This window comes from Aeromicrobium sp., from assembly GCF_014378035.1.
In the GTDB taxonomy this organism is placed as follows: domain Bacteria; phylum Actinomycetota; class Actinomycetes; order Propionibacteriales; family Nocardioidaceae; genus Aeromicrobium.
Genome location: NZ_JACMOM010000029.1, coordinates 1 through 19,934 on the forward strand (window position 1 = coordinate 1; position 19,934 = coordinate 19,934).

A 19,934-nucleotide genomic window follows, 5' to 3' on the forward strand; every position below is an offset into this window, starting at 1 on the left:
CTATGTCGAGGCCGACAACGCCCCGGCGCTGAAGGTCTACCGCACCCTGGGCTTCACGGACCATGCACGAGACACCCTCTACTCCCCCACCCCCGCTCGCGAGTCACTTTCCTAGGGCAGTGGTCAGGAGAGCCCTCGTTGCAGGGCGGCGGCGGCGCGGCGCATCGCCCGTGGTGCCGATCTGCCGAGAGACACCATGTTGGCGAAGGAGTGGATCAGCCCCTCCTCGCACACGTACTCGACCTGCACCCCGGCATCGCGGAGCTTGTCGGCGTAGGCCTTGCCCTCGTCGATGAGGGGGTCGAAGCCGGCTGTGACGACGTAGGCCGGGGCGACGCCGGCGACATCCTGGTGCAACGGCGACAGGCGCGCCTCGGACTTGTCCTCGTTGCCCAGCAGGTAGTTCTCCTCGGCCAGATCCATGAACGCCTTGGAGAGGAAAAACCCCTCCGCGTAGGTCATGCGGCTCTCGCTCGTGTTGAGGAAGTCCGTCGCCGGATAGATCAGCAGCTGGAAGGCCGGCGCCGGGCCACCCTCGCGGACGGCCTGCTGCGCAACGATCGCCGCGAGGTTGCCACCGGCGCTGTCGCCTCCGACGGCAAGGCGGTCGACGTCGATGCCGAGCCCCTGCGCATGGCTGGTGACCCACTTCCACGCTGCCCAGGAGTCGTCGAACCCGGCCGGGAACGGCGCTTCGGGGGCAAGCCGGTAGTCGACGGCGACGACCCTGACCTGCGCCTCCTCGGCGAGGAAACGACACATGGCGTCGTGGCTCTCGAGGTCGCCGTAGATCCACCCCCCGCCATGGAAGAACAGGAGCGCCGGGGCCGGGCCGGTGAGTCCGCGCGGCGTGTAGAAGCGCAGGGCGAGCGGGCCGCCGGGGCCGTCAATCGTCCGGTCGGTGACAGCCCCGATGGGGGGCGAGCCGCCGACGACCTTGGAGCCGGCCACGATCTGCTTGCGACCTCGGCGGATGGCCAGGGTCTCGACGGCGGGGCCCTCGAGCTGCTGCAGCCTGAGCAGCAGCTGCATCTCGGGGTCGAGCGTCCGGCCGTTGATGACGACGGGCGCTCCGGCCAGCCGCGCGATGACGGGGCGGGGCAGCTTCATGAGCGTGCGGGCAGTGGTGCCGCGGACGGCACCGAGCAGCTGAGGTAGGAGAGCCATGCGGTCACGGTATCGCCTGGCCCCCGCGCTGACGCGCGTTCAAACTCCATTCATGTTTGTCTGACACCCTGTACACGTGGATACACACGACATGGCCGTCGCCGACATCGAGGACCCCGCCTCGCCCGATGAGTTCGACGTCGATCCGCCGTTCGACCCCGAGCAAGGTTCGCTGCCCACCGACCGTTTCCTGGATCGCGAGCTGTCGTGGATCGCCTTCAACTCCCGCGTGCTCGAGCTCGCGCAGGACGACGCCGTTCCGCTGCTCGAACGTGCGCGCTTCCTGGCCATCTTCGCGAGCAACCTCGATGAGTTCTTCATGGTGCGCATCGCCGGCCTCAAGCGCCGCATCGCGGCTGGCGTCGCCGTGCCGTCAGCGAGTGGCCTCAACCCCCGCGACGTGCTCTCACGCAGCCTCACCGCGAGCCTGGACCTCATGGTCCAGCACTGCGCCACCTTCCACGACGAGATCATCCCGGCCCTGTACGCCGAGGGCATCGAGCTCCTGACCTGGGACAAGCTGAGCTCTGACGAGCAGGAGCGGGTCAGCTCGAGCTACCGCGACCGCGTATTCCCGGTGCTGACCCCGCTGGCGGTCGACCCCGCGCACCCGTTCCCGTACATATCGGGCCTCTCACTCAACCTGGCACTCGTGATGCGCAACCCCGACACCGGCAAGGATCACTTCGCCCGTGTCAAGGTGCCGCCAATCATCAACCGCTGGGTGGAGGCCGACCCGGGTCGCTTCGTGCCACTCGAGGAGGTCATCGCCGCGCATCTGGACCTGCTGTTCCCCGGCATGGAAGTCATCGCGCACCACACGTTCCGGGTCACGCGCAACGAGGACCTCGAAGTCGAGGAGGATGACGCCGAGAACCTCTTGAAGGCTCTCGAGAAAGAGCTCCTGCGACGCAAGTTCGGGCCGCCCGTACGCCTCGAGGTCGACGAGACGATCGACGCCGGCGTGCTCGACCTGCTCGTCTCCGAGCTCGGCATCAGGCGCGAGGAGGTCGTCAAGCTGCAGGGTCCCCTCGACCTGCGCAGCCTCAACGAGATCGCCGACCTCGACCGACCTGAGCTTCGCTTCGAGCCATTCATCCCCGGCACCCACGAGCACCTCGCCGAGGTGGAGACGTCGAACCCGGCCGACATGTTCAGCGCCCTTCGCAAGCGCGACGTGCTGGTGCACCACCCCTACGACTCGTTCGCGACGAGCGTGCAGCGCTTCATCGAGCAGGCCGCCGCAGACCCGCACGTGCTCGCAATCAAGCAGACCCTCTACCGCACCTCGGGCGACTCACCCATCATCGACTCCCTCGTCGATGCCGCCCGGGCAGGCAAGCAGGTGCTGGTGCTGGTCGAGCTCAAGGCCCGTTTCGATGAGCAGGCCAACATCCGCTGGGCCCGCAAGCTCGAGCGCGCCGGTTGCCACGTCGTCTACGGCCTCGTGGGCCTCAAGACGCACTGCAAGCTGGCGCTCGTGGTGCGCGACGAGCCCGACGGCCTGCGCCGCTACGCCCACATCGGCACCGGCAACTACAACCCCAAGACCGCCCGCCTCTACGAGGACTTCGGGCTGCTGACCGCCGACCTCGACATCGCGCACGACCTGACCGACCTCTTCAACAACCTCTCGGGCTTTGCGCAGGACTTCTCCTACCGTCGGCTGATGGTCGCCCCCGCCGGGCTGCGAGACGGCCTGGTGGAGCGCATCGATCGCGAGATCGAGCACCATGGCGCGGGCAAGCCGTCCGGCATCCGCATCAAGGTCAACTCGTTGGTCGACGAGGCCATCATCGACAAGCTCTACGAGGCTTCGCGGGCAGGCGTCCAGGTCGACCTGATCATTCGCGGCATCTGCACACTCCGACCCGGGGTGCCGGGTCTCAGCGACAACATCCGCGTCCGCAGCGTCCTCGGGCGTTACCTCGAGCACAGCCGGGTCTACTGGTTCGCCGGGGGCGGCGAGGCGGAGGCGTGGATCGGCTCGGCCGACCTCATGCACCGCAACCTCGACCGACGCGTCGAGGTGCTCGTGCGCATCCCCACCCCGGGGCACATCACCTTCCTCGGTGAGCTGCTCGCGACGATCGGCTCCGACGACACCGCGTCGTGGCATCTCGAGGCCGATGGCTCCTGGACCCGGCACAAGGGCGCCAACATCCAGTCGGCACTCATCGAACGGGCGAAGTCGCGGCGGCACCGCACCTGAGCAGCGCAGGCCGCGCCTCAGCTGCCGCAACCGGCGAACAGCAGGGGTCCGTCGCCGGTCATGTAGACCGCCGAGTCGGGGTCGTGGTCGAACCGCATCGTGAGGGTGCTGGAGTCGGCGTCCGTCCCGGTGAGGTCGAGGGAGTCCTCGACGCGGCCGGACCTGCCGATGAACGGACCCGTTGCGAGCGCTGTGCGCGCCCGCAGCTGTCCGGCGATGTCGACCGTCGGACCGAACGACATGACGAATCGCATGAGCTGGTTCGTCCGGGTGCCGTCGTCGATGCCGCGACCGGAGAAGGTCGGCTCCTCGAGGCCACCGGCGCGCGTCACTGCGGCCTTCGCCTGCGACACGATCTCCGGCCCCTGCTCCTTGACGCCCGTCGACTCACAGACCAGGGAGCTGCGCTGCATCAGGACCGAGTCGAGCCCCACCAGCCCGGCGGCCACGTCGGCGGCCGGACGGACGCTCAGCAGCGAGGGCTGGTGCCGGTCGACGACGCCCAGGACCGACGAGACGTACGCCGGACGGTTCGAGGCGACGATGATGCGTTGGCGCGGCACCAGGGCCACCGACGCCAGCGTCGCCGCCAGGTCGGAGCCGACCTTGCCGGCGGTGCCGGGGCCGCCGTTCCACACGTCGCCGTCCTGCACGTAGCCCAACCGGCGCAGCCCGTCCCGCACGGTCGACATCGACAACGAGTCATCGAGCTTGGCCACCATGACGGCGCCGTCGGGTGCCTGCCCATACGACTCCCAGTCGACATCGGCTGCCGACCACCCGTACACGCGGTGCATCTCCTGCACGAACTGCCCGATGACCGACCGCGTCGAGAGGTCGCGCGTGAGCGCGTCGGCGGCGAGAGACTCCCGGGCGGACGCGGTCGAGACCGACCCGAGGTCGAGCGCGCGGCGGATCGACGACCAGTCAGTGAACCCCGCCACCGCCGTGTCGGCCGGGAGGGAGTCGAGCGCGGACGTCAGCGACGAGCGGGTGTCGGCGGCCTTCCCGGACGCCCACCAACCGCCGGCAACCACAGCGACCACGACCAGCAAAGGGGCGAGCACCGAGGCGAGCGCGAACCGTAGACGCATCCCGTCCACGCCTCCTTCAGCCGCCGGCAACTTCCTCAGGGGACAATACGCACCATGGCAAGTGAACGGACCACGAATGCTGCGGGTGGAATCGTGTGGCGCAACCGCTCGGCCCGCGGCCGACCCGAGACGCGCCTGGAGGTCCTCGTCGTTCATCGGCCCTCCTACGACGACTGGACCTTCCCGAAGGGCAAGGTCGATCCGGGGGAGACGCTGCAGGAGACCGCCGTCCGGGAGATCGCCGAGGAGACCGGCACCCGTGTCCGGCTCGGCCATCCGCTGCCTCAGATCAGGTATCCGATCAGCGGCGGCACCAAGCGCGTCTCCTACTGGTGCGCGCGCTTGTCCACCGACGAGGTCGGCAAGCCGTTCCGTCCCAACAGGGAGGTCGACGAGATCCGGTGGGTCTCGGCCCGAGACGCCAGCAAGCTCCTCACGTACGTCCACGACGTCTCGCTGCTCGACGCCTTCGCTGCGCTGCGCGACAAGCAGGCCCACCGCTCACGGACCCTCATCGTGCTGAGGCACGCGAAGGCCGTCGACCGCGCAGGTTTCGACGGCACCGACCTCGACCGACCGCTCACCACCGCAGGCACCGCCCGCGCCGCCTCGCTCGTGCCGCAACTGTCGGCCTACGGAATGCATCGCATCGTGAGCAGCCCCGCCATCCGGTGCGTGCAGACGGTCGATCCGTACGCGCACGCGATCAGCATGTTCCTGGAGGTCGACGATCGTCTGGCCGAGGGCACCCACGCCGGTGAGGTGCGCAGATCTGTCATGGCGCTGCTCGATCGCAAGAAGCCCGTCGTCCTGTGCACTCACCGTCCGACGCTGCGGGCCGTCTTCGAGACGATCGGCATCCCGGTGCAAGACCTGGCACCGGGTGAGGGCGTCGTCGTGCATCATCGGAAGGGCATCGTGCTGGCCCTCGAGACGTTGGCGTGACACACGTCTCATTTCGCTGCAAGCACAGCCTCGCACGACCAGCGTTACATCACCGTTCACCTCCTGTTCACTCGCGACCCGACGTCGATACACCTGCGACTCCTACCGTCGTCGAGGTAAGCAACTGAAATCCCAGAGAGGGAACCTCGTGAACCGCATTTCTCTGCGCACTGCCGCCCCGGCGGCCGCGCTCGCACTTGCACTCGGCCTCAGCGCCTGCGGTGCAGCGAACGAATCATCTTCCGACAACTCCGGGTCGGGCACCGGCGCCGGAGGCGCCAAGGTCTCCGGCACCCTCAACGCCGGTGGATCCAGTGCCCAGGAGGCGGCAGTCGCCGCCTGGAAGAAGGCCTTCCAGACCACCAATCCCGACGCCACGGTCAACTACGATCCGGTCGGCTCGGGTGGCGGGCGTGAGCAGTTCCTCAGCGGCGGCCTGGCCATTGCAGGCTCGGACGCCTACCTCGACGACAAAGAGCTCGCCAAGGCCAAGACTCTCTGCAAGAGCGACGTCGTGGAGGTTCCCACCTATGTGAGCCCCATCGCTGTCGTCTACAACCTCAAGGGTGTCGACGAGCTCAACCTCACGCCGAAGACCATCGGTCAGATCTTCGAGGGCAAGATCACCACGTGGGACGACGCCGCGATCAAGGCTGACAACCCCGACGCCAAGCTGCCGAGCAGCAAGATCACGCCGGTGCACCGCTCCGACGACTCGGGCACCACCGAAAACTTCACCGACTACCTCGACCAGACGTCAGCCGGCGGCTGGAGCGGAGGAGCCATCCAGACCTGGCCGATCAAGGGCGGCGAGGCAGCCGAAGGCACCTCCGGCGTCGTTGCCGCGGTCAAGGGCGGCGAAGGCACCATCGGTTACGCCGACGAGAGCCAGGCCGGCGACCTCGGACAGGCCAAGGTCCAGGTGGGCAAGGAGTTCACCGCTCCCACCCCCGAGGCTGCTGCCAAGGTCCTCGACAGCTCGGCCCCCGTCGCCGGCCGCACGCCGACTGACCTTGCGATCGACGTCGACCGCAAGTCGACCGAGCCCGGCGTCTACCCGATCGTGCTCGTGTCGTACCAGATCGCCTGCCAGACCAACTCGGACAAGGCCCAGGCCGAGCTCGTCAAGGCATGGCTGACGTACGTGACCAGCACCGAGGGTCAGTCCACCGCAGCCAGCGGCGCCGGTTCGGCACCGCTCACCCCGGAGTTCGGCACCAAGGTCCAGGCCGCGATCGAGACGATCAAGGCAGCCTGACCCCTGCTCCACGGGTCCTGGCGGGACGACCTCCCGCCGGGACCCGTGGACGCTCCACCTCTCGAAAGGCACCATCTGTGACCAGCACGCTGGCTCCCCGCAAGCGTCGGGTCGTCCGCCGCCGCGGCGACCGGATCTTTGCCGGTCTGTCGACCGGCGCAGGCCTGATCATCCTCCTGGTCCTCGCCGGAGTCGCTGCCTTCCTCACGATCGAGGGCATCCCCGGCATCCTCGCCCACCCCGACGAGGTCAAGAGCGGCAAGAGCTTCCTGCCGTATGTCTGGCCACTCGTCTACGGCACGCTGATCGCCGCCACCATCGCGCTGATCATCGCCGTTCCCGTCGCCATCGGCGTCGCGCTCTTCATCTCGCACTACGCGCCCCGCAAGATGGGCCAGACCCTCGGCTACCTGATCGACCTGCTCGCCGCAGTGCCGAGCGTCGTCTACGGCCTCTGGGGCATCCAGTTCCTCGCACCCCACCTCGTCCCCTTCTACGAGTGGCTCGCGAAGCACCTGAGCTTCATCCCTTTCTTCGCGGGGCCCGCCTCCGCGACTGGCCGCACGATCATGACGGCCTGCATCGTGCTGGCGGTCATGATCCTGCCGATCATGACCGCCATCTGCCGGGAGATCTTCCTGCAGACACCCCGCCTGCACGAGGAGGCCGCCTTGGCCCTCGGTGCCACCCGGTGGGAGATGGCGCGGATGGCGATCTTCCCCTACGCACGTTCGGGCATCGTGTCCGCCGCGATGCTCGGCCTGGGCCGCGCGCTCGGTGAGACCCTCGCCGTCGCCATGGTGCTCTCGGTCAGCGTCGGAGTAGTGACTGCCAATCTGATCAGCAGCACCAACCCGAGCACCATCGCGGCCAACATCGCCCTCAGCTTCAACGAGTCCAGCGGATTGTCGGTCAATGCGCTCATCGCGAGCGGCTTGGTGCTGTTCGTGATCACCTTCCTCGTCAACTTCGCTGCGCGGGCCATCGTGGACCGTCGCAAGGAATTTTCCGGAGCCAACTGATGACGACCACACTTGATCGACCCGTCGACATCCAGGACGAGCTCTACGGCGCCCAGCTGCCCAGCTGGGCCCCCCGGGGCCTCGTGCTCGCCGCCGTCGTCGCCGGTGCCGGTGCCTATGCGCTCGGCGCCGCCCCCCTGATCGCCATCCTGATCGGGTGGGCCATCTGCCTGTGCCTCCCCATCCTGTCGGTCTTCGTCGAGGGCAGGCGCAAGGCCACCGACCGCCTCGTCACGGTTCTGGTCACCTCGGCCTTCGGGCTGGCGCTGTTCCCGCTGGTGAGCATCCTCTACACGGTCATCAGCAAGGGCACCAAGGTGCTCGGCGTCGAGTTCTTCACCTTCTCGATGCGCAACGTCGTCGGTGAGGGCGGCGGCATCTACCAGGCGCTGGTCGGCACGCTCCTGATCACCGCGTCCGCGGCGGTCATCTCGATCCCGATCGGCATCTTCACTGCCATCTACCTCGTCGAGTACTCCGACGAGAACCGGCTCTCACGCTGGATCCGCTTCCTCGTCGACGTCATGACGGGCATCCCCTCCATCGTCGCCGGGCTGTTCGCCTACGCCCTCTTCGTCCTGTTCTTCGGCGAGGGCGTGCGGCTGGGCATTGGTGGAGCCGTTGCCCTCTCGGTATTGATGATTCCGATACTCGTGCGTTCTACTGAAGAGATGCTCAAGCTGGTGCCGAACGAGTTGCGCGAGGCGGCCTACGCCCTCGGTGTGCCGAAGTGGCGAACCGTGTCCAAGGTCGTGCTGCCGACGGCACTGGCCGGCATCGTCACCGGCATCACGTTGTCGGTGGCCCGCGTCATCGGCGAGACCGCTCCCCTGCTCATCATCGCCGGCACCACCGACTCGGTGAACTTCAACCTGCTCGACGGCCGCATGGCTTCGCTGCCGGTCTTCGCGTACGCATCGGTGCGCAGCCCCGGTGTGCCGCCTGAGTTCAGCATCGACCGGGCCTGGGGCGCCGCCCTCGTGCTGCTCATGATCGTCATGCTCCTCAACCTCATCGCCCGCCTCGTCTCCTACTTCTTCTCGCCCAAGGGCGAGCGTTAAACCCGGAAGGACCTGAAATGGCCAAGAGCATCGACGTCTCGGACCTCAACATCTACTACGGCGACTTCCTCGCAGTGGAAGACGTGACTATCCCGATCGCCGCGAAGTCGGTGACCGCGTTCATCGGGCCGTCCGGTTGCGGCAAGTCAACCTTCCTGAGGTCGCTGAACCGCATGCACGAGGTCATTCGTGGCGCGCGCGTCGAGGGCAAGGTCCTCATCGACGGCCAGGACCTCTACAGCGACGACGTGGACCCGGTCAACGTCCGCCGCATGATCGGCATGGTCTTCCAGCGACCCAACCCGTTTCCGACCATGTCGATCTACGACAACGTCCTCGCCGGGCAGAAGCTCAACAGCAAGCGCATGAAGAAGGCCGAGTCCGACGACACCTGTGAGCGGGCGCTGCGCAGCGCCGGCCTGTGGGCCGAGGTCAAGGACCGCCTCGACCGGCCCGGTTCGAGCCTCTCCGGTGGTCAGCAGCAGCGTCTGTGCATCGCTCGCGCCATCTCGGTCGAGCCAGAGATCTTGCTGATGGACGAGCCCTGCTCTGCGCTCGACCCGATCTCGACGAGCGTCATCGAGGACCTGATCCACGAGCTCAAGACGCAGTACACGATCGTCATCGTCACCCACAACATGCAGCAGGCCGCTCGCGTCTCCGACGAGACCGCGTTCTTCAACCTGTCGGGTGTCGGCAAGCCCGGCCGCCTCATCGAGGTCGGTCGCACCGAGGCCATCTTCTCCAACCCGCAGGACCCCGCCACCGAGGCCTACATCCAGGGCCGATTCGGATGACGAGTCAGTTGCCGGGCCTCAGTTGCCGGGGATGACGACGCGCAGCACGAAGTAGACCGCCGCGCCCACCGCAGCCGCCGCGGGGATCGTCAGGATCCACGCCGTGATGATGCTGCGAGCCACTCCCCACCGCACGGCGCTGAAGCGCTTGGTGGCGCCGGCGCCCATCACGGCCGACGTCATGGTGTGCGTCGTGGAAACCGGCGCCTGCAGGCCGATGGCCATGCCGTAGAGGACGACTGCCGCTGTCGACTCCGCAGCGAACCCGCGCGGAGGGTCGAGGGCGATGATGCGCCGTCCCATCGTGCGCATGATGCGCATTCCGCCTGACATCGTGCCCAGCGAGATGGCACTCGCTGCGGCGACGATGACCCACAGCGGGATGTCGTCGCCGGTGTGCTCACCGCCGGCGATGAGCGCGAGGACGATGACGCCCATCGTCTTCTGAGCGTCCTGCAGCCCGTGACCGAGCGACAATGCTGCCGCCGACACCATCTGGGAGTGCCGAAAACGCCGGTTGACCGTGTGGGGGTTGGCCCGCCGGAAGATCCACATGATCGAGAGCATCAGCAGGAACGCGCCGCCGAACCCGAGGGCCGGGCTGAGCACCATCGGTATCGCGACCTTGTCGATGACCTTGTCCCAGTCGACCATCACGCCGGAGGCGAGTCCGACGCCGATGAGGCCGCCGATCAGTGCGTGCGAGGAGGACGACGGGATGCCGAAGTACCACGTGATGAGGTTCCAGACGATGGCCCCGACGAGGGCGCTGAGCACGACGGTGAGGGCATGGTTCGCCGACATGTCGTCAAAGCCGGTGAGGATGTCCTTGATGGTCTTCGCGACGCCCACGCCGAGCAGCGCCCCGACGAAGTTCAGGACCGCCGCCATCGCCAGCGCGACACGGGGCGTCAGCGCCCGAGTCGACACCGATGTCGCGATGGCGTTGGCAGCGTCATGGAAGCCATTGGTGTAGTCGAAGAACAGGGCGATGGAGACAGTGGCGATCACCAGCGCCAGGGTGAGGTCCACCGCTCAGGACTCCTTGACGGCTATCTGCTCCACCGTGTTGGCGACCGACTCGAGAGCGTCGATGGCGTGCTCGAGCGAGTCGACGACGTCCTTGAGCTTCATCACCTCAAGTGACTTGTAGCTGCCGCTGAAGAGGTGGGCGACGATGCGCCGGTAGGAGCGGTCGCCCTGGTTCTCCAGACGGTTGATCTCGATCCAGTACTCGTCGAGACCCTTCATGGTTCGCAACCGGGGCATTGCCTCTGCCGTCAGCTGGGTAGCGCGCTGGAGCACCTCGACCTGCGAGGCGAAGTCTGCCGGAAGGCCGCCGAGCTCGTACAGGCCGACGAGGTCGACGGCTTCCTCCATGAAGTCCATGACGTCGTCGAGGCTGCTCGCGAGCCGGTAGATGTCCTCGCGGTCGAAAGGGGTGATGAACGTGCTGTTGGTGCGTCTGATGATGGCGTGCGTCGTCTCGTCGGCCTGGTGCTCAGCCTCACGCATCCGCTCACCGATGGCTTGCTTGTCTGTGTCGACATCGAGCATCTGCGCGAGCAGGTCGGCACCCTGGACCAGATGGTTCGCCATCTCTGCGAACAACTCGTAGAACGAGGTTTCAACCGGTCGTATGCGAAACCGCACGTCATGCTCCCGTCGACGCTGAGTAGGCCACGTTCATGTTAAGTCCACCTCGGCCATCGAGGTTCATCGCGGGGGGTCAGGCGACAGTCAGCCAGTGACAACGACGCCGAGGATCTCATCGACCTCGAGCTCGGTCAGGTGAACGTCCTGGGACGACGCGGCGATGATGAGCAGGCTGGTCAGCTCGATCTCGTCGAGTGCCTGGTCGTCGCGAAGGCGACTGTCCAAGGGTTCTGGCATCAAGGGGGCTCCCAGGTTTCTATGCGTCAACATGAAGTGTTCAACCTGGCGGCATGGACCGTTGGGTCCCAGCGCGTCAAGAATTCCCCTCTGCCTTCGAGGTTAGCCGCTCACGCCAAGGTGCGCAGCAACTCATGCGAACTGTAACGCTCACTCGTCGGTGCGGGCCCGACGCACGACATCGGCCAGCCCGAAGGCCAAGGCGATGAGAACGAAGCTGATCGTCACGTGCAAGCTGTACGACAGCGCGGCGGCGTAGTCGCCGCGACTCGAGGCCACCCGTTCGAAGAACAGCGCCAGGACGATCGCGACACCGATTGCTGACCCGACGCGCTGCGCTGTCTGGAGCAGACCACCACCGGCACCGGCACGCGCCGGCTCGACCTCACTGAGCGCGAGGGTGATGTTGGGCGTGATCACCAGGCCGCCACCGAGCCCGGCGAGCAGGAACAGCGGGGCCAGCTTGAGCCCGACATCGCCCTCCAACAGCGGCACGACGATGTCGATCAGGACCAGGGCCACGCTGATGAGCACGAGCCCGACGACCACGAGGCCGCGCCCGTACTTCTCCACCAGACGTCCACCCAGCCACGCCGACGTCGCCGATCCCACGGCGAACGGCAGCTGCGAGGCCCCCGCCTCGAGAGCGGTGTAGTCCAGGCCCTGCTGCAGGTAGAGCGTGAGGATGATGAAGATCGAGGTGAATCCGGCGAAGTAGAACGTGCCGAGCCCCAGACCCAGCATGTACGACCGGACCTTCACGAGTGACAGGTCGACCAGCGTCTCGCGGCTCGTGGCCGCCCACCGTCGCTCCCACAGCACGAAGACGACCAGCAGTGCCGCAGAGATGCCGAGCATCCACCACGGGCGTTCGGAGAGTGACGAGCTCTGACCTCCGCGGACGAGCGGGAGCAGGACGAAGAGCATCGCTGTGCCGAACAGCACCACGCCGACGGGGTCGAGCGACTGCTTCGGCCCGCGGGCGGCCACGGGGAGGTAGCGGCGGGCGAGGAACAGCAGCAGGATACCGATCGGCACGTTGACGTAGAACACCAGGCGCCAGCCGTGCTCCGGCCCACCCAGCTGCACCAGCAGCCCGCCGAGCAGCGGGCCGACGGCGGTGGAGACGCCGATCGTGGCGCCGAAGAGGCCGAATGCCCGTCCGCGCTCCGGGCCTTTGAAGAGGTTCTGGATGAAGCCGGAGACCTGCGGGGTGATGAGCCCACCACCAAGACCCTGCACGACGCGGGCCACGCCGAGCCAGAACGGGTCTTGCGCTGCCCCGCAGCACGCGCTGGCGATGGTGAAGACCACGACACCCCACATGAAGACGGTGCGGCGGTTCCGGGCGTCACCGAGCCTTCCGGCCGGCACGAGCAGGATGCCGAAGGCCAGTCCGTAACCCGCGACGACCCACTGGATGGTGTCGTTGCCGGCATCAAGACCCTCGCGGATGGACGGCAGCGCGACATTGACGATGCTGACGTCGAGCAGGGTCATGGCGCCGGCGACGAGACACACCGCGAGGGCGCGCCACCGCATCGATCGCTCTTCTTCGGTGAGCTCGGGAACCTGCTGATCTGGCACGCGTCCACGCTAGGCGGCAGTGGGCTGGGACGCTCGGCGGAAGCCATGTCCACCCAGCGGCTCCGGGTCACAACCGGCAGACTCGAGCCCATGTACTCCCGTCGACCGGCTCTGCTCGTCGCAACCCTCGCCTCGTGTATGGCCCTCGTTCTTGCCGCGTGCGGCGGGGGCTCCGATGCGCCTGCCGTCAGCGCGAAGAAGGCCGCGGAGCCCGGTCGGGCGCCTGCCACCGCGACGACGCCGGCCGGACGGACGTTCGACGTCGGCGCGTTGCCGCAGGGAATCGTCTACGACGCCAGGTCCACGCTGCTCGCTGTCGCGGTCCGCGACCCGTTCCGCCTCCTCCTGCTCGACCCGACGACCCTCGCCGTGCGCAAGTCCGTGCCCATGCCGGGCAAGATCCGCCACCTGCAGCTGGCCCGCCCCGGCGGCCCGGTGCTGGTGCCGTCGGAGAGCGCCAACCAGATCATCGAGGTGTCGCTGCCCAGCGGTGACACCCGCGCCACCGACGTCGAGAAGCAGCCCCACGATGCCGCCGGAGCTGCCAACGGAGACCTCGTCGTCGGCAACGAGTTCAGCGGGTCGATCTCTGTGGTGCGGGACGGCACCGTGATCAGGACGTTCGACGACCTGCTGCAGCCCGGCGGTGTCGTCACCGATGGCAACGTCGCGGCCGTCATCGACGTGAAGGACTACACCGTCACGACGTACGACGTCGATGCCATGAGACGCACGGGGCGGGTAGCGGCGGGGAAGGGCCCGACACACGGTGTGCTGACACGTGACGGACGGCTTGCCGTGACCGACACCCGGGGTGGCGAGGTGCTGCTCTACGACCTCGACCCGCTCAGACAGGTGGCCGCGCTGCCCCTCGCCGGACGCCCGTACGGCATCACGAGCGACCCGGCCACCGACACCGTCTGGGTCACTCTGATCACCAAGAACGAGCTTGTCGGTATCGATGTCAGTGGCGAGACGCCCAAGGTCATCGCGACCTACGCGACGGTGCGCCAGGCCGACACCGTCGCTGTCGACCCCGGCAGCAAGACCCTGTGGGTCACCGGGACGAAGGACGGCACAGTGCAGCGCATCACCCGCTGACCCTGGAGGGCCAACCGCGGCCCGCCGTTCTTCTCGTGCGTGCTCACCCTCCCGCGTGCACCACCGGCCGACGTGCCGGATCGGGTTCGGCGCGACGCAACACCTCGTGCGTCAGCGGCGGGATGTCGCCCTCCCCCGCGAACAGGAATCTCAGCGCGTTTCGCCCTGGTCCCTTTTCGCTCCACTCGAAGTAGACATGAGGTGGTTCTGGAACACGATCGCGGACGGCGAGGAGGACCGCTGCGAGCACGTTCGGAACGCTGGATCCGGTCGCACGCAGGACGTCGTGCCCGGCGACGCGCGCCGCGGTCACGATCACGGTGGTGGCGAAGTCACTGGCGTCGTCGATGGCCACTTCGAGAAAGAGTGCGTTGTCGCCGTCCCGTAGATGGTTGTCGAGCTTGACCTCCATCGATTTTTCCCTGTACTCGTCGTCATCGCCGGAGTCGAGCCTGTTCGCGATGAAGCGCACGGGCTGTTGTTCATGAGCAGCGCGTTCGATGAACTCCTCAGCGGACTCGTCGAACTCGACGCGCTGCACACGTAGCTCGGTGCTGCGAGTGATTCGAGAGACGACTGAGATGACGATGATGAGAGCAATGAATATCAAGGCGATCAGCAGGCCTTCGGGCCGGTCGACGATGGTCACCGCGAGGGTGTAGATGAAGACAGCGGCGACGACGCCGAAGAACAGCGGTGCCGCGCGATGACCGGGTCGTGACTGCCTGAACTCCTTCAGGGTCACCGCGATCGCGGCCGACGTCATCAGCGCGAGAACTCCGGTGGCGTACGCACCAGCCTGCGCCTCGATATTGGCTTTGAACAAGATCGTCACGACGGCGGAGATCGCGATGAACACGACGACCAGAGGGCGGGTGGCGCGAGCCCAGTCCGGCGCCATCCCGTATCGGGGAAGGAACCGCGGGACGATGTTCAGCAGTCCCGCCATGGCCGAGGCGCCGGCAAACCACAGGATGCCGATGGTGGCCGCGTCGTAGACCGTCCCAAAACCGTCGCCGAAGTTCTTGTGTGCCAGGTAGGCCAGAGCCCGTCCGTTTGCCGCACCGCCGGGCTTGAACTCTTGCGCCGGAATGAGCAACGTCGTCACGATGGCCGACCCCATCAGCAGGACGCTCATGATCAACGCCGCCGTCGTGAGCAGCCTCTTGGCGTTCCTGATTCGGCCTCGCGGATTGGCCGGGGTGTCGTCGGGGTCGCCCTTGACCAGCGGCATCACCACCACGCCGGTCTCGAAGCCCGAGAGACCGAGTGCCAGGGCGGGGAAGATGAGCAGAGAGGCCCCGATCACTGCCAGTGGGGACGACTGAGCATCACTGACCGCCGAGGTCCAGCCCGAGAAGGTCGACGGGTTCGCGAAGATGTGCGCAAATCCATTGGCGACGACCACCGCGCTCAAGCCGATGTACAGCACGACCAGGCCCACCGCGATGCCGATGGCTTCTCCGAATCCTTTCAGGAACACCGCCGCCAGGAGCGCCAGCAGGACAAGCGTGATCGGCACTTCCTGACCGTGCAGGGCCTTGGTCAGGAACGGATTCTCGACGAGGTGGGCGCTGGCATCTGCGGCCGACAACGTGATCGTGATGATGAAGCCGGTGGCGACGAATCCGATCAGCGCGAGCACCAGCAGCTTGCTCTGCCAGTACGACAGCAGTCGTTCGAGCATCGAGAGGCTGCCGTCGCCATGGGGGCTCTCCTCAGCGACTCGCCGGTACATCGGCAGCGCGCCGAACAGCGTGACGAGCACGAGCACCAGAGTCGCGAATGGGGCTAGAGCACCAGCGGCCAGCGCCGCGATGCCCGGCTGATATCCAAGGGTCGAGAAGTAGTCCACCCCGGTGAGGCACATGACTTTCCACCAGGGCTTGACGTGCTGATTGCTGCTGGCCTTCAGCTCATTCTCGTAGAACCCGGTTGGGTCAGGCTGCTGCTCCGCTTGGAGAAACCAGGAGCGGAATCGGCTGGACGTCTGAGCAGTTGTCACCGGGGAAGGTTACGTCAGGCACATTGCGCCCGCGTGGCGAACTTCGATCTGGGGCCACTCGAGCGTCAGCCCGCCGGGCCGACGTGGTCGATCGCTGTAACAGGTTTGCGATGACTGGCCACGCACCCAGTGACGCCGTGCACGCCAGGTGGGACGCCACTCATCCGCTCCGCGCCATGGGTCCAGTGGGGCAGAACGTCCCACGGCGACAGAGGGGAGTCGGCATCTGGCACACCGGCACCCGGGCCGACGCCGACCTCGCGCACCAACTCAAGCCGCAGGCCCGTCTCACCTGAGCGGGGAAACAACCAGGGCCATGAAGTGTCCCCTGGGTGTCTCGGCAGAGGAGGTGAGCGGCGCGGCAAACCGTCGGGCTTTCTAACTCCCTGAACAGGGTGGGACGTCAACTCGTGGTCCCCGACACCCGGGTCGATGCCGGACCAGCCAGGCCGCCCTCGGAGTAGGCGACCACGGACACGTAGTACTTCTTGTGTCGTGACAGGCCAGACAACGTGTACGAGTTGAGTTTGACGTTCTTGTACCTCGCGTACCGCCCGTCGGAACGGGTGCCGTAGTAGAACCGGTACCTGTACGCGTACGAAGGCCTCGCCCAGTAGAACTTCAACGTCGAACCGGACCGAGACAGCAACCTCGGGGTTCCGGGCTTGCCCGGCCGGTGGTCCGCCACCGTCGTCATGCCGACCAGACTGGAGTAGCCGGACCTCTTCGCAGTCGCCGAGACAGCAACTACCCGCACGTAGTAGCGGGTGCCGGCTCGCAGACCGGTCAGCTTGTAGTAGGCGACGTTGCCGACCGTCTTGTACGCGGCGCTTGCCCCGTTGGATTTCGTGCCGTAGTAGACGATGTAGCTGGTCGCGTAGGCAGACTTCGACCACTGCGGGGTCATCGTGGTGACAGTGCGGGTCTTCATCTTCACACCGCCCGGCGCCGCTGGCACCGGCGGAGGAGGCGGAGGCGTCAAGGTCGTTCCCGTCACCGTGGGCGACCGCGGTGACTCCTGGCCGTTTCCGACCGCTGACACGCTCACGACGTACGTGCTCGAGGGTGTCAGCCCGGTCAGGGACGTCCAGGACCCGTCGCCGACTGTGCGGACCGTGGTCACCCCAGCGCTGTTGTCGTACCGGATGACGTACCCGGACGCGCCCGCAGACTTGGACCACGAAATGTTCATCGTGGTGGTGGTGGCGGCCGTGACCGAAACATTCGCCGGAGCCAACGGGGCCCGGGGAGCCTCCGCAACCTGCATCGAACTCGAGATGGTCTGCGACCGGGCCGAACCGGACTCCTTGGCGGTCACCTGCAGGCCAACAGCGCCGGACACCGACACCGGGCAGGTGACCTGGGCGCTGGCGGAGGTCGGAGTCTGATAAACGTTCGAGACGACCACGACGCAGGACGCCGGGGTGGCCACCCAGCCGAACGTGGCAGGGGCCGAGGCGGAGACGGTGAACGTCCCCGGTTGGTTGTTTGCGACCACGCTGGTCGGGGCCATGGAGAACCTCGCCGTGAACGGCACCTCAGTGACCTGGACAGTGTGCGACCCGGTAGCGGTCTCCTGGCTCTGGCGATTGGTGGCGGTGACGGTTGGAGTCATCTGTCCGGAATAAGGGGCCGGACGGAGGAGGGGGAGAGGGGAGCCGGTGTTCGTGCTGGTCGCGCAGTCGGCAGCGAATGCTGCGCCGCTGAGCTTCCACTGATAGTCAGAACGCGCATAGAGGGGCCCACCGGACGGGGTCGCTGTGAACGTGACCGACGACCCGGAGGTGACCGACTCACGGCTGGCGGTGACGGCCACCGTGTACGCGGTCGTGGCGGTGTAGTCGCGGGTCGTCGTGAGAGTCTTCGGACTGCTCGTCGTCGAAACGGTGGCAGTCAATGTCAGGGTGCCCAGCCCGTCGGACGTCGGCTTGACGACGACGGTGTCCTGGTCGGCTCGGCTGATGATGGCGCCCTTGGAGTCCGTCCACGAGTAAGCAACAGTCTGGTCAGGCGGCGGGTCCTTGACGACGGCGGTGTACGTGTACTCGGTGCCGGTCTTGACACCGGTCGGGCCGACTATCGCCGCCGACGTCTGATACTGCTCCGTCACCGGGATTTGCAGGAGCACGCCCCCGTTCTGGTAGTCGGCAGACTCAGCCGTGACATTGATGGACAAGGTCTTGCCGGCCGACGCGTCAGGGCAGGTGATGGTCACCGAGGGGGTTTTCTGACCGGACAGGATGCAGGAGCCCCCATCGAAGGCGGTCCACGTCCAGGTGAGCGGGCCAACACCTGGGGCGGTGGCGGTGATGGTGGTGGGGACGTTCGCCCTGATTTCGGCCGGGGGAGTCACCACCGGGACAGGTCGGGCGCTGCGGTCCACTCGCACGTTCAGGGTGCGGCTCGTGGTCGGCAGAGTCGGGTTCGTCAGTGTGGCGACGACCGGGACCGTGCCGGTGGATGATGACGAGGGAAGCGCGAACACCGAGCAGTTCAGGACACCTCGGATTCCCCACGTGCTGGACCCGCCGTCCTTCAGGGTGCATCCGGTGTTCCTCTGCGACCAGGAGACGGTGGTGCCCTCGGGCGCCCCGGTGATCAGTACGGACGCGTCCACACCGGTCATCGCAGGGGACGGGTTGACACTCATCTGCGCCGACGCCCACGGGTCACCGGGGTCGGCGACCGTCGTCAGGAACATCGAGTTCGCGGTGTTCCAGTTCGCTGCCAGGTATGAACCGGCTGGGGGTGCGACGTTGAAGTAGTCATCCTTGTTGCAGTCGAGCTGGAGTGCGGCACCGGTCTGCGAGCACACCGAACGCATCGGCATGCCGGATCCGTCGTCATAGCACATCGGGTCCCCAGCGTCGGTGCAGTGACCGTGAAGGGTGGCGTTCGGGGCGCCGCCCATGACACCGCCGAGTGTGTGGATGAGCTCGTGCGTCGTGACGGCTTGTGAGGAGTTGCTGAACCAGCAGATGGCGTCCACCCGCGCAACCGTCGGGATGTACCCGACGCCGCCGTTGTTGTAGTTGGAAGGCCCTGGGGTGACGTCTTGGTAGAAGTTGCCCAGACCGCACGTCCTGCCGCCCAGCCGGGTGCCTTCGGCGAATACGAGATACTTGTACAAGCCGTTGTTGTAGCCGGCAGACCTCAGCTGTTGCGACAAGGAGGCGTGGTCCGCGGACAGGCCGCCAGAGGCGAGGACGACCTCCTGGATGACCGGCTGGCAGGTGCTGTCGGAGTACCAGCGCACGCGCCGGCTCTGACCGGCCACCGCCGACCCATACGAAAACAGGTCGTCCACCTGGGCGACCTCGTTGAGGAACGACGCCCTCAGCTCCTCCATCCGCGACGTGTCGCCGGGCTCGCGTACGTACAGGACCTGAACCCTGCGCCCGTCTGTCCCGTCGCCCACACACGCTGGTGCCACATGGGCGGGGTACCCGGGGATGACGGAAGGTCCGGACGGAAAATATGACGATGACGACCGGGCGGTGGAGCTGGGCGGCGTCCCGTCCGTGGAGGTCTCCTCGGCGTCGATGCCGGACGCTTTGCGCAGGGAAGCCGTGTCGGTGGGGTCATCGGCGTGCACCCCGACCGGGAGGCCCTCCTCGTTGATCGTGACGAGTGCGGGTGCGCCGTCCCCGTCTGTAGCGGAGGTGGTGGCGGCGGATGCGGTGGCGGCCGGCAGAGCGGACACGAGTAGCAGGCTGGAGAGTGCGAGACCGAAAATGGTTCGAGCTGTTGCGGGCAACACGAGCGAAGGAATCCTTTCGGGACTTTCTTGAG

At 66.8% G+C, this 19,934-nt stretch carries 16 protein-coding genes; 8 read left to right on the plus strand and 8 right to left on the minus strand.

Annotated features, from left to right (window positions below; all coding sequences use genetic code 11):
- Positions 1 to 123: 123 nt before the first annotated feature.
- Positions 124 to 1,167: an alpha/beta hydrolase gene (locus tag H7290_RS01785; protein WP_290512302.1), complete on the minus strand. Its 1,044-nt coding sequence runs from the start codon at positions 1,165 to 1,167 to the stop codon at positions 124 to 126.
- Between the two features lie 91 nt (positions 1,168 to 1,258).
- Here H7290_RS01785 and H7290_RS01790 point away from each other — a divergent pair, with 91 nt between their 5' ends.
- Positions 1,259 to 3,379 carry an RNA degradosome polyphosphate kinase gene (locus H7290_RS01790; protein WP_290512351.1) on the plus strand — a complete coding sequence of 707 codons (2,121 nt, stop codon included), beginning with the start codon at positions 1,259 to 1,261 and terminating at the stop codon, positions 3,377 to 3,379.
- A gap of 17 nt (positions 3,380 to 3,396) precedes the next feature.
- On the opposite strand, the gene H7290_RS01795 is transcribed toward H7290_RS01790, so the two are convergent.
- Complete coding sequence (locus tag H7290_RS01795; RefSeq protein WP_290512303.1) at positions 3,397 to 4,473, minus strand: hypothetical protein; 1,077 nt, start codon at positions 4,471 to 4,473, stop codon at positions 3,397 to 3,399.
- 54 nt (positions 4,474 to 4,527) lie between these two features.
- On the opposite strand from H7290_RS01795, the gene H7290_RS01800 reads away from it, so the two are divergent.
- From H7290_RS01800 to pstB, 5 genes are all read left to right on the plus strand, one after another.
- The gene (locus H7290_RS01800) at positions 4,528 to 5,418 is read left to right on the plus strand and encodes an NUDIX hydrolase (protein ID WP_290512304.1); all 891 of its coding nucleotides are present in this window, start codon (positions 4,528 to 4,530) and stop codon (positions 5,416 to 5,418) included.
- A gap of 148 nt (positions 5,419 to 5,566) precedes the next feature.
- Positions 5,567 to 6,676, plus strand: coding sequence for a phosphate ABC transporter substrate-binding protein PstS (pstS, locus tag H7290_RS01805; protein WP_290512305.1), 1,110 nt, complete (start codon positions 5,567 to 5,569; stop codon positions 6,674 to 6,676).
- A gap of 77 nt (positions 6,677 to 6,753) precedes the next feature.
- Positions 6,754 to 7,698: a phosphate ABC transporter permease subunit PstC gene (gene pstC / locus H7290_RS01810; protein ID WP_290512306.1), complete on the plus strand. Its 945-nt coding sequence runs from the start codon at positions 6,754 to 6,756 to the stop codon at positions 7,696 to 7,698.
- A complete protein-coding gene (gene pstA / locus H7290_RS01815; RefSeq protein ID WP_290512307.1) occupies positions 7,698 to 8,759 on the plus strand; it encodes a phosphate ABC transporter permease PstA in 1,062 nt (353 codons plus the stop codon). Before pstC ends, pstA begins: the two co-directional genes overlap by 1 nt.
- Positions 8,760 to 8,776: 17 nt before the next feature.
- Positions 8,777 to 9,556, plus strand: a complete 780-nt coding sequence (gene pstB / locus H7290_RS01820) for a phosphate ABC transporter ATP-binding protein PstB (protein WP_290512308.1) — start codon at positions 8,777 to 8,779, stop codon at positions 9,554 to 9,556.
- Between the two features lie 18 nt (positions 9,557 to 9,574).
- Here pstB and H7290_RS01825 read toward each other — a convergent pair whose 3' ends face one another.
- From H7290_RS01825 to H7290_RS01840, 4 genes are all read right to left on the minus strand, one after another.
- A complete protein-coding gene (locus H7290_RS01825) occupies positions 9,575 to 10,588 on the minus strand; it encodes an inorganic phosphate transporter (protein ID WP_290512309.1) in 1,014 nt (337 codons plus the stop codon).
- Positions 10,589 to 10,591: 3 nt separating this feature from the next.
- Entirely contained in the window at positions 10,592 to 11,209 is a 618-nt protein-coding gene (locus H7290_RS01830; protein WP_290512310.1) for a DUF47 family protein, read from the minus strand.
- A gap of 87 nt (positions 11,210 to 11,296) precedes the next feature.
- Positions 11,297 to 11,449: a hypothetical protein gene (locus H7290_RS01835; RefSeq protein WP_290512311.1), complete on the minus strand. Its 153-nt coding sequence runs from the start codon at positions 11,447 to 11,449 to the stop codon at positions 11,297 to 11,299.
- A 150-nt stretch (positions 11,450 to 11,599) separates the two neighbouring features.
- The gene (locus tag H7290_RS01840) at positions 11,600 to 13,036 is read right to left on the minus strand and encodes an MFS transporter (RefSeq protein WP_290512312.1); all 1,437 of its coding nucleotides are present in this window, start codon (positions 13,034 to 13,036) and stop codon (positions 11,600 to 11,602) included.
- 90 nt (positions 13,037 to 13,126) lie between these two features.
- Here H7290_RS01840 and H7290_RS01845 point away from each other — a divergent pair, with 90 nt between their 5' ends.
- A complete protein-coding gene (locus H7290_RS01845) occupies positions 13,127 to 14,137 on the plus strand; it encodes a hypothetical protein (protein ID WP_290512313.1) in 1,011 nt (336 codons plus the stop codon).
- Between the two features lie 43 nt (positions 14,138 to 14,180).
- Here H7290_RS01845 and H7290_RS01850 read toward each other — a convergent pair whose 3' ends face one another.
- Positions 14,181 to 16,142, minus strand: coding sequence for an amino acid transporter (locus tag H7290_RS01850; protein WP_290512314.1), 1,962 nt, complete (start codon positions 16,140 to 16,142; stop codon positions 14,181 to 14,183).
- Between the two features lie 110 nt (positions 16,143 to 16,252).
- Here H7290_RS01850 and H7290_RS01855 point away from each other — a divergent pair, with 110 nt between their 5' ends.
- Positions 16,253 to 16,438 (plus strand): hypothetical protein, encoded by a 186-nt coding sequence (locus tag H7290_RS01855; protein ID WP_290512315.1) that lies wholly within the window; start codon positions 16,253 to 16,255, stop codon positions 16,436 to 16,438.
- 107 nt (positions 16,439 to 16,545) lie between these two features.
- On the opposite strand, the gene H7290_RS01860 is transcribed toward H7290_RS01855, so the two are convergent.
- Positions 16,546 to 19,845 (minus strand): fibronectin type III domain-containing protein, encoded by a 3,300-nt coding sequence (locus H7290_RS01860; RefSeq protein ID WP_290512316.1) that lies wholly within the window; start codon positions 19,843 to 19,845, stop codon positions 16,546 to 16,548.
- Positions 19,846 to 19,934 lie beyond the last annotated feature (89 nt).

Bases quoted from the DNA above. Each gene is read 5' to 3' on its own strand.
- H7290_RS01785 (WP_290512302.1), bottom strand. From the start codon at position 1,167: ATGGCTCTCCTACCTCAGCTGCTCGGTGCCGTCCGCGGCACCACTGCC.
- H7290_RS01790 (WP_290512351.1), top strand. From the start codon at position 1,259: ATGGCCGTCGCCGACATCGAGGACCCCGCCTCGCCCGATGAGTTCGAC.
- H7290_RS01795 (WP_290512303.1), bottom strand. From the start codon at position 4,473: ATGCGTCTACGGTTCGCGCTCGCCTCGGTGCTCGCCCCTTTGCTGGTC.
- H7290_RS01800 (WP_290512304.1), top strand. From the start codon at position 4,528: ATGGCAAGTGAACGGACCACGAATGCTGCGGGTGGAATCGTGTGGCGC.
- pstA (WP_290512307.1), top strand. From the start codon at position 7,698: ATGACGACCACACTTGATCGACCCGTCGACATCCAGGACGAGCTCTAC.
- pstB (WP_290512308.1), top strand. From the start codon at position 8,777: ATGGCCAAGAGCATCGACGTCTCGGACCTCAACATCTACTACGGCGAC.
- H7290_RS01835 (WP_290512311.1), bottom strand. From the start codon at position 11,449: ATGCCAGAACCCTTGGACAGTCGCCTTCGCGACGACCAGGCACTCGAC.
- H7290_RS01845 (WP_290512313.1), top strand. From the start codon at position 13,127: ATGTACTCCCGTCGACCGGCTCTGCTCGTCGCAACCCTCGCCTCGTGT.
- H7290_RS01855 (WP_290512315.1), top strand. From the start codon at position 16,253: ATGACTGGCCACGCACCCAGTGACGCCGTGCACGCCAGGTGGGACGCC.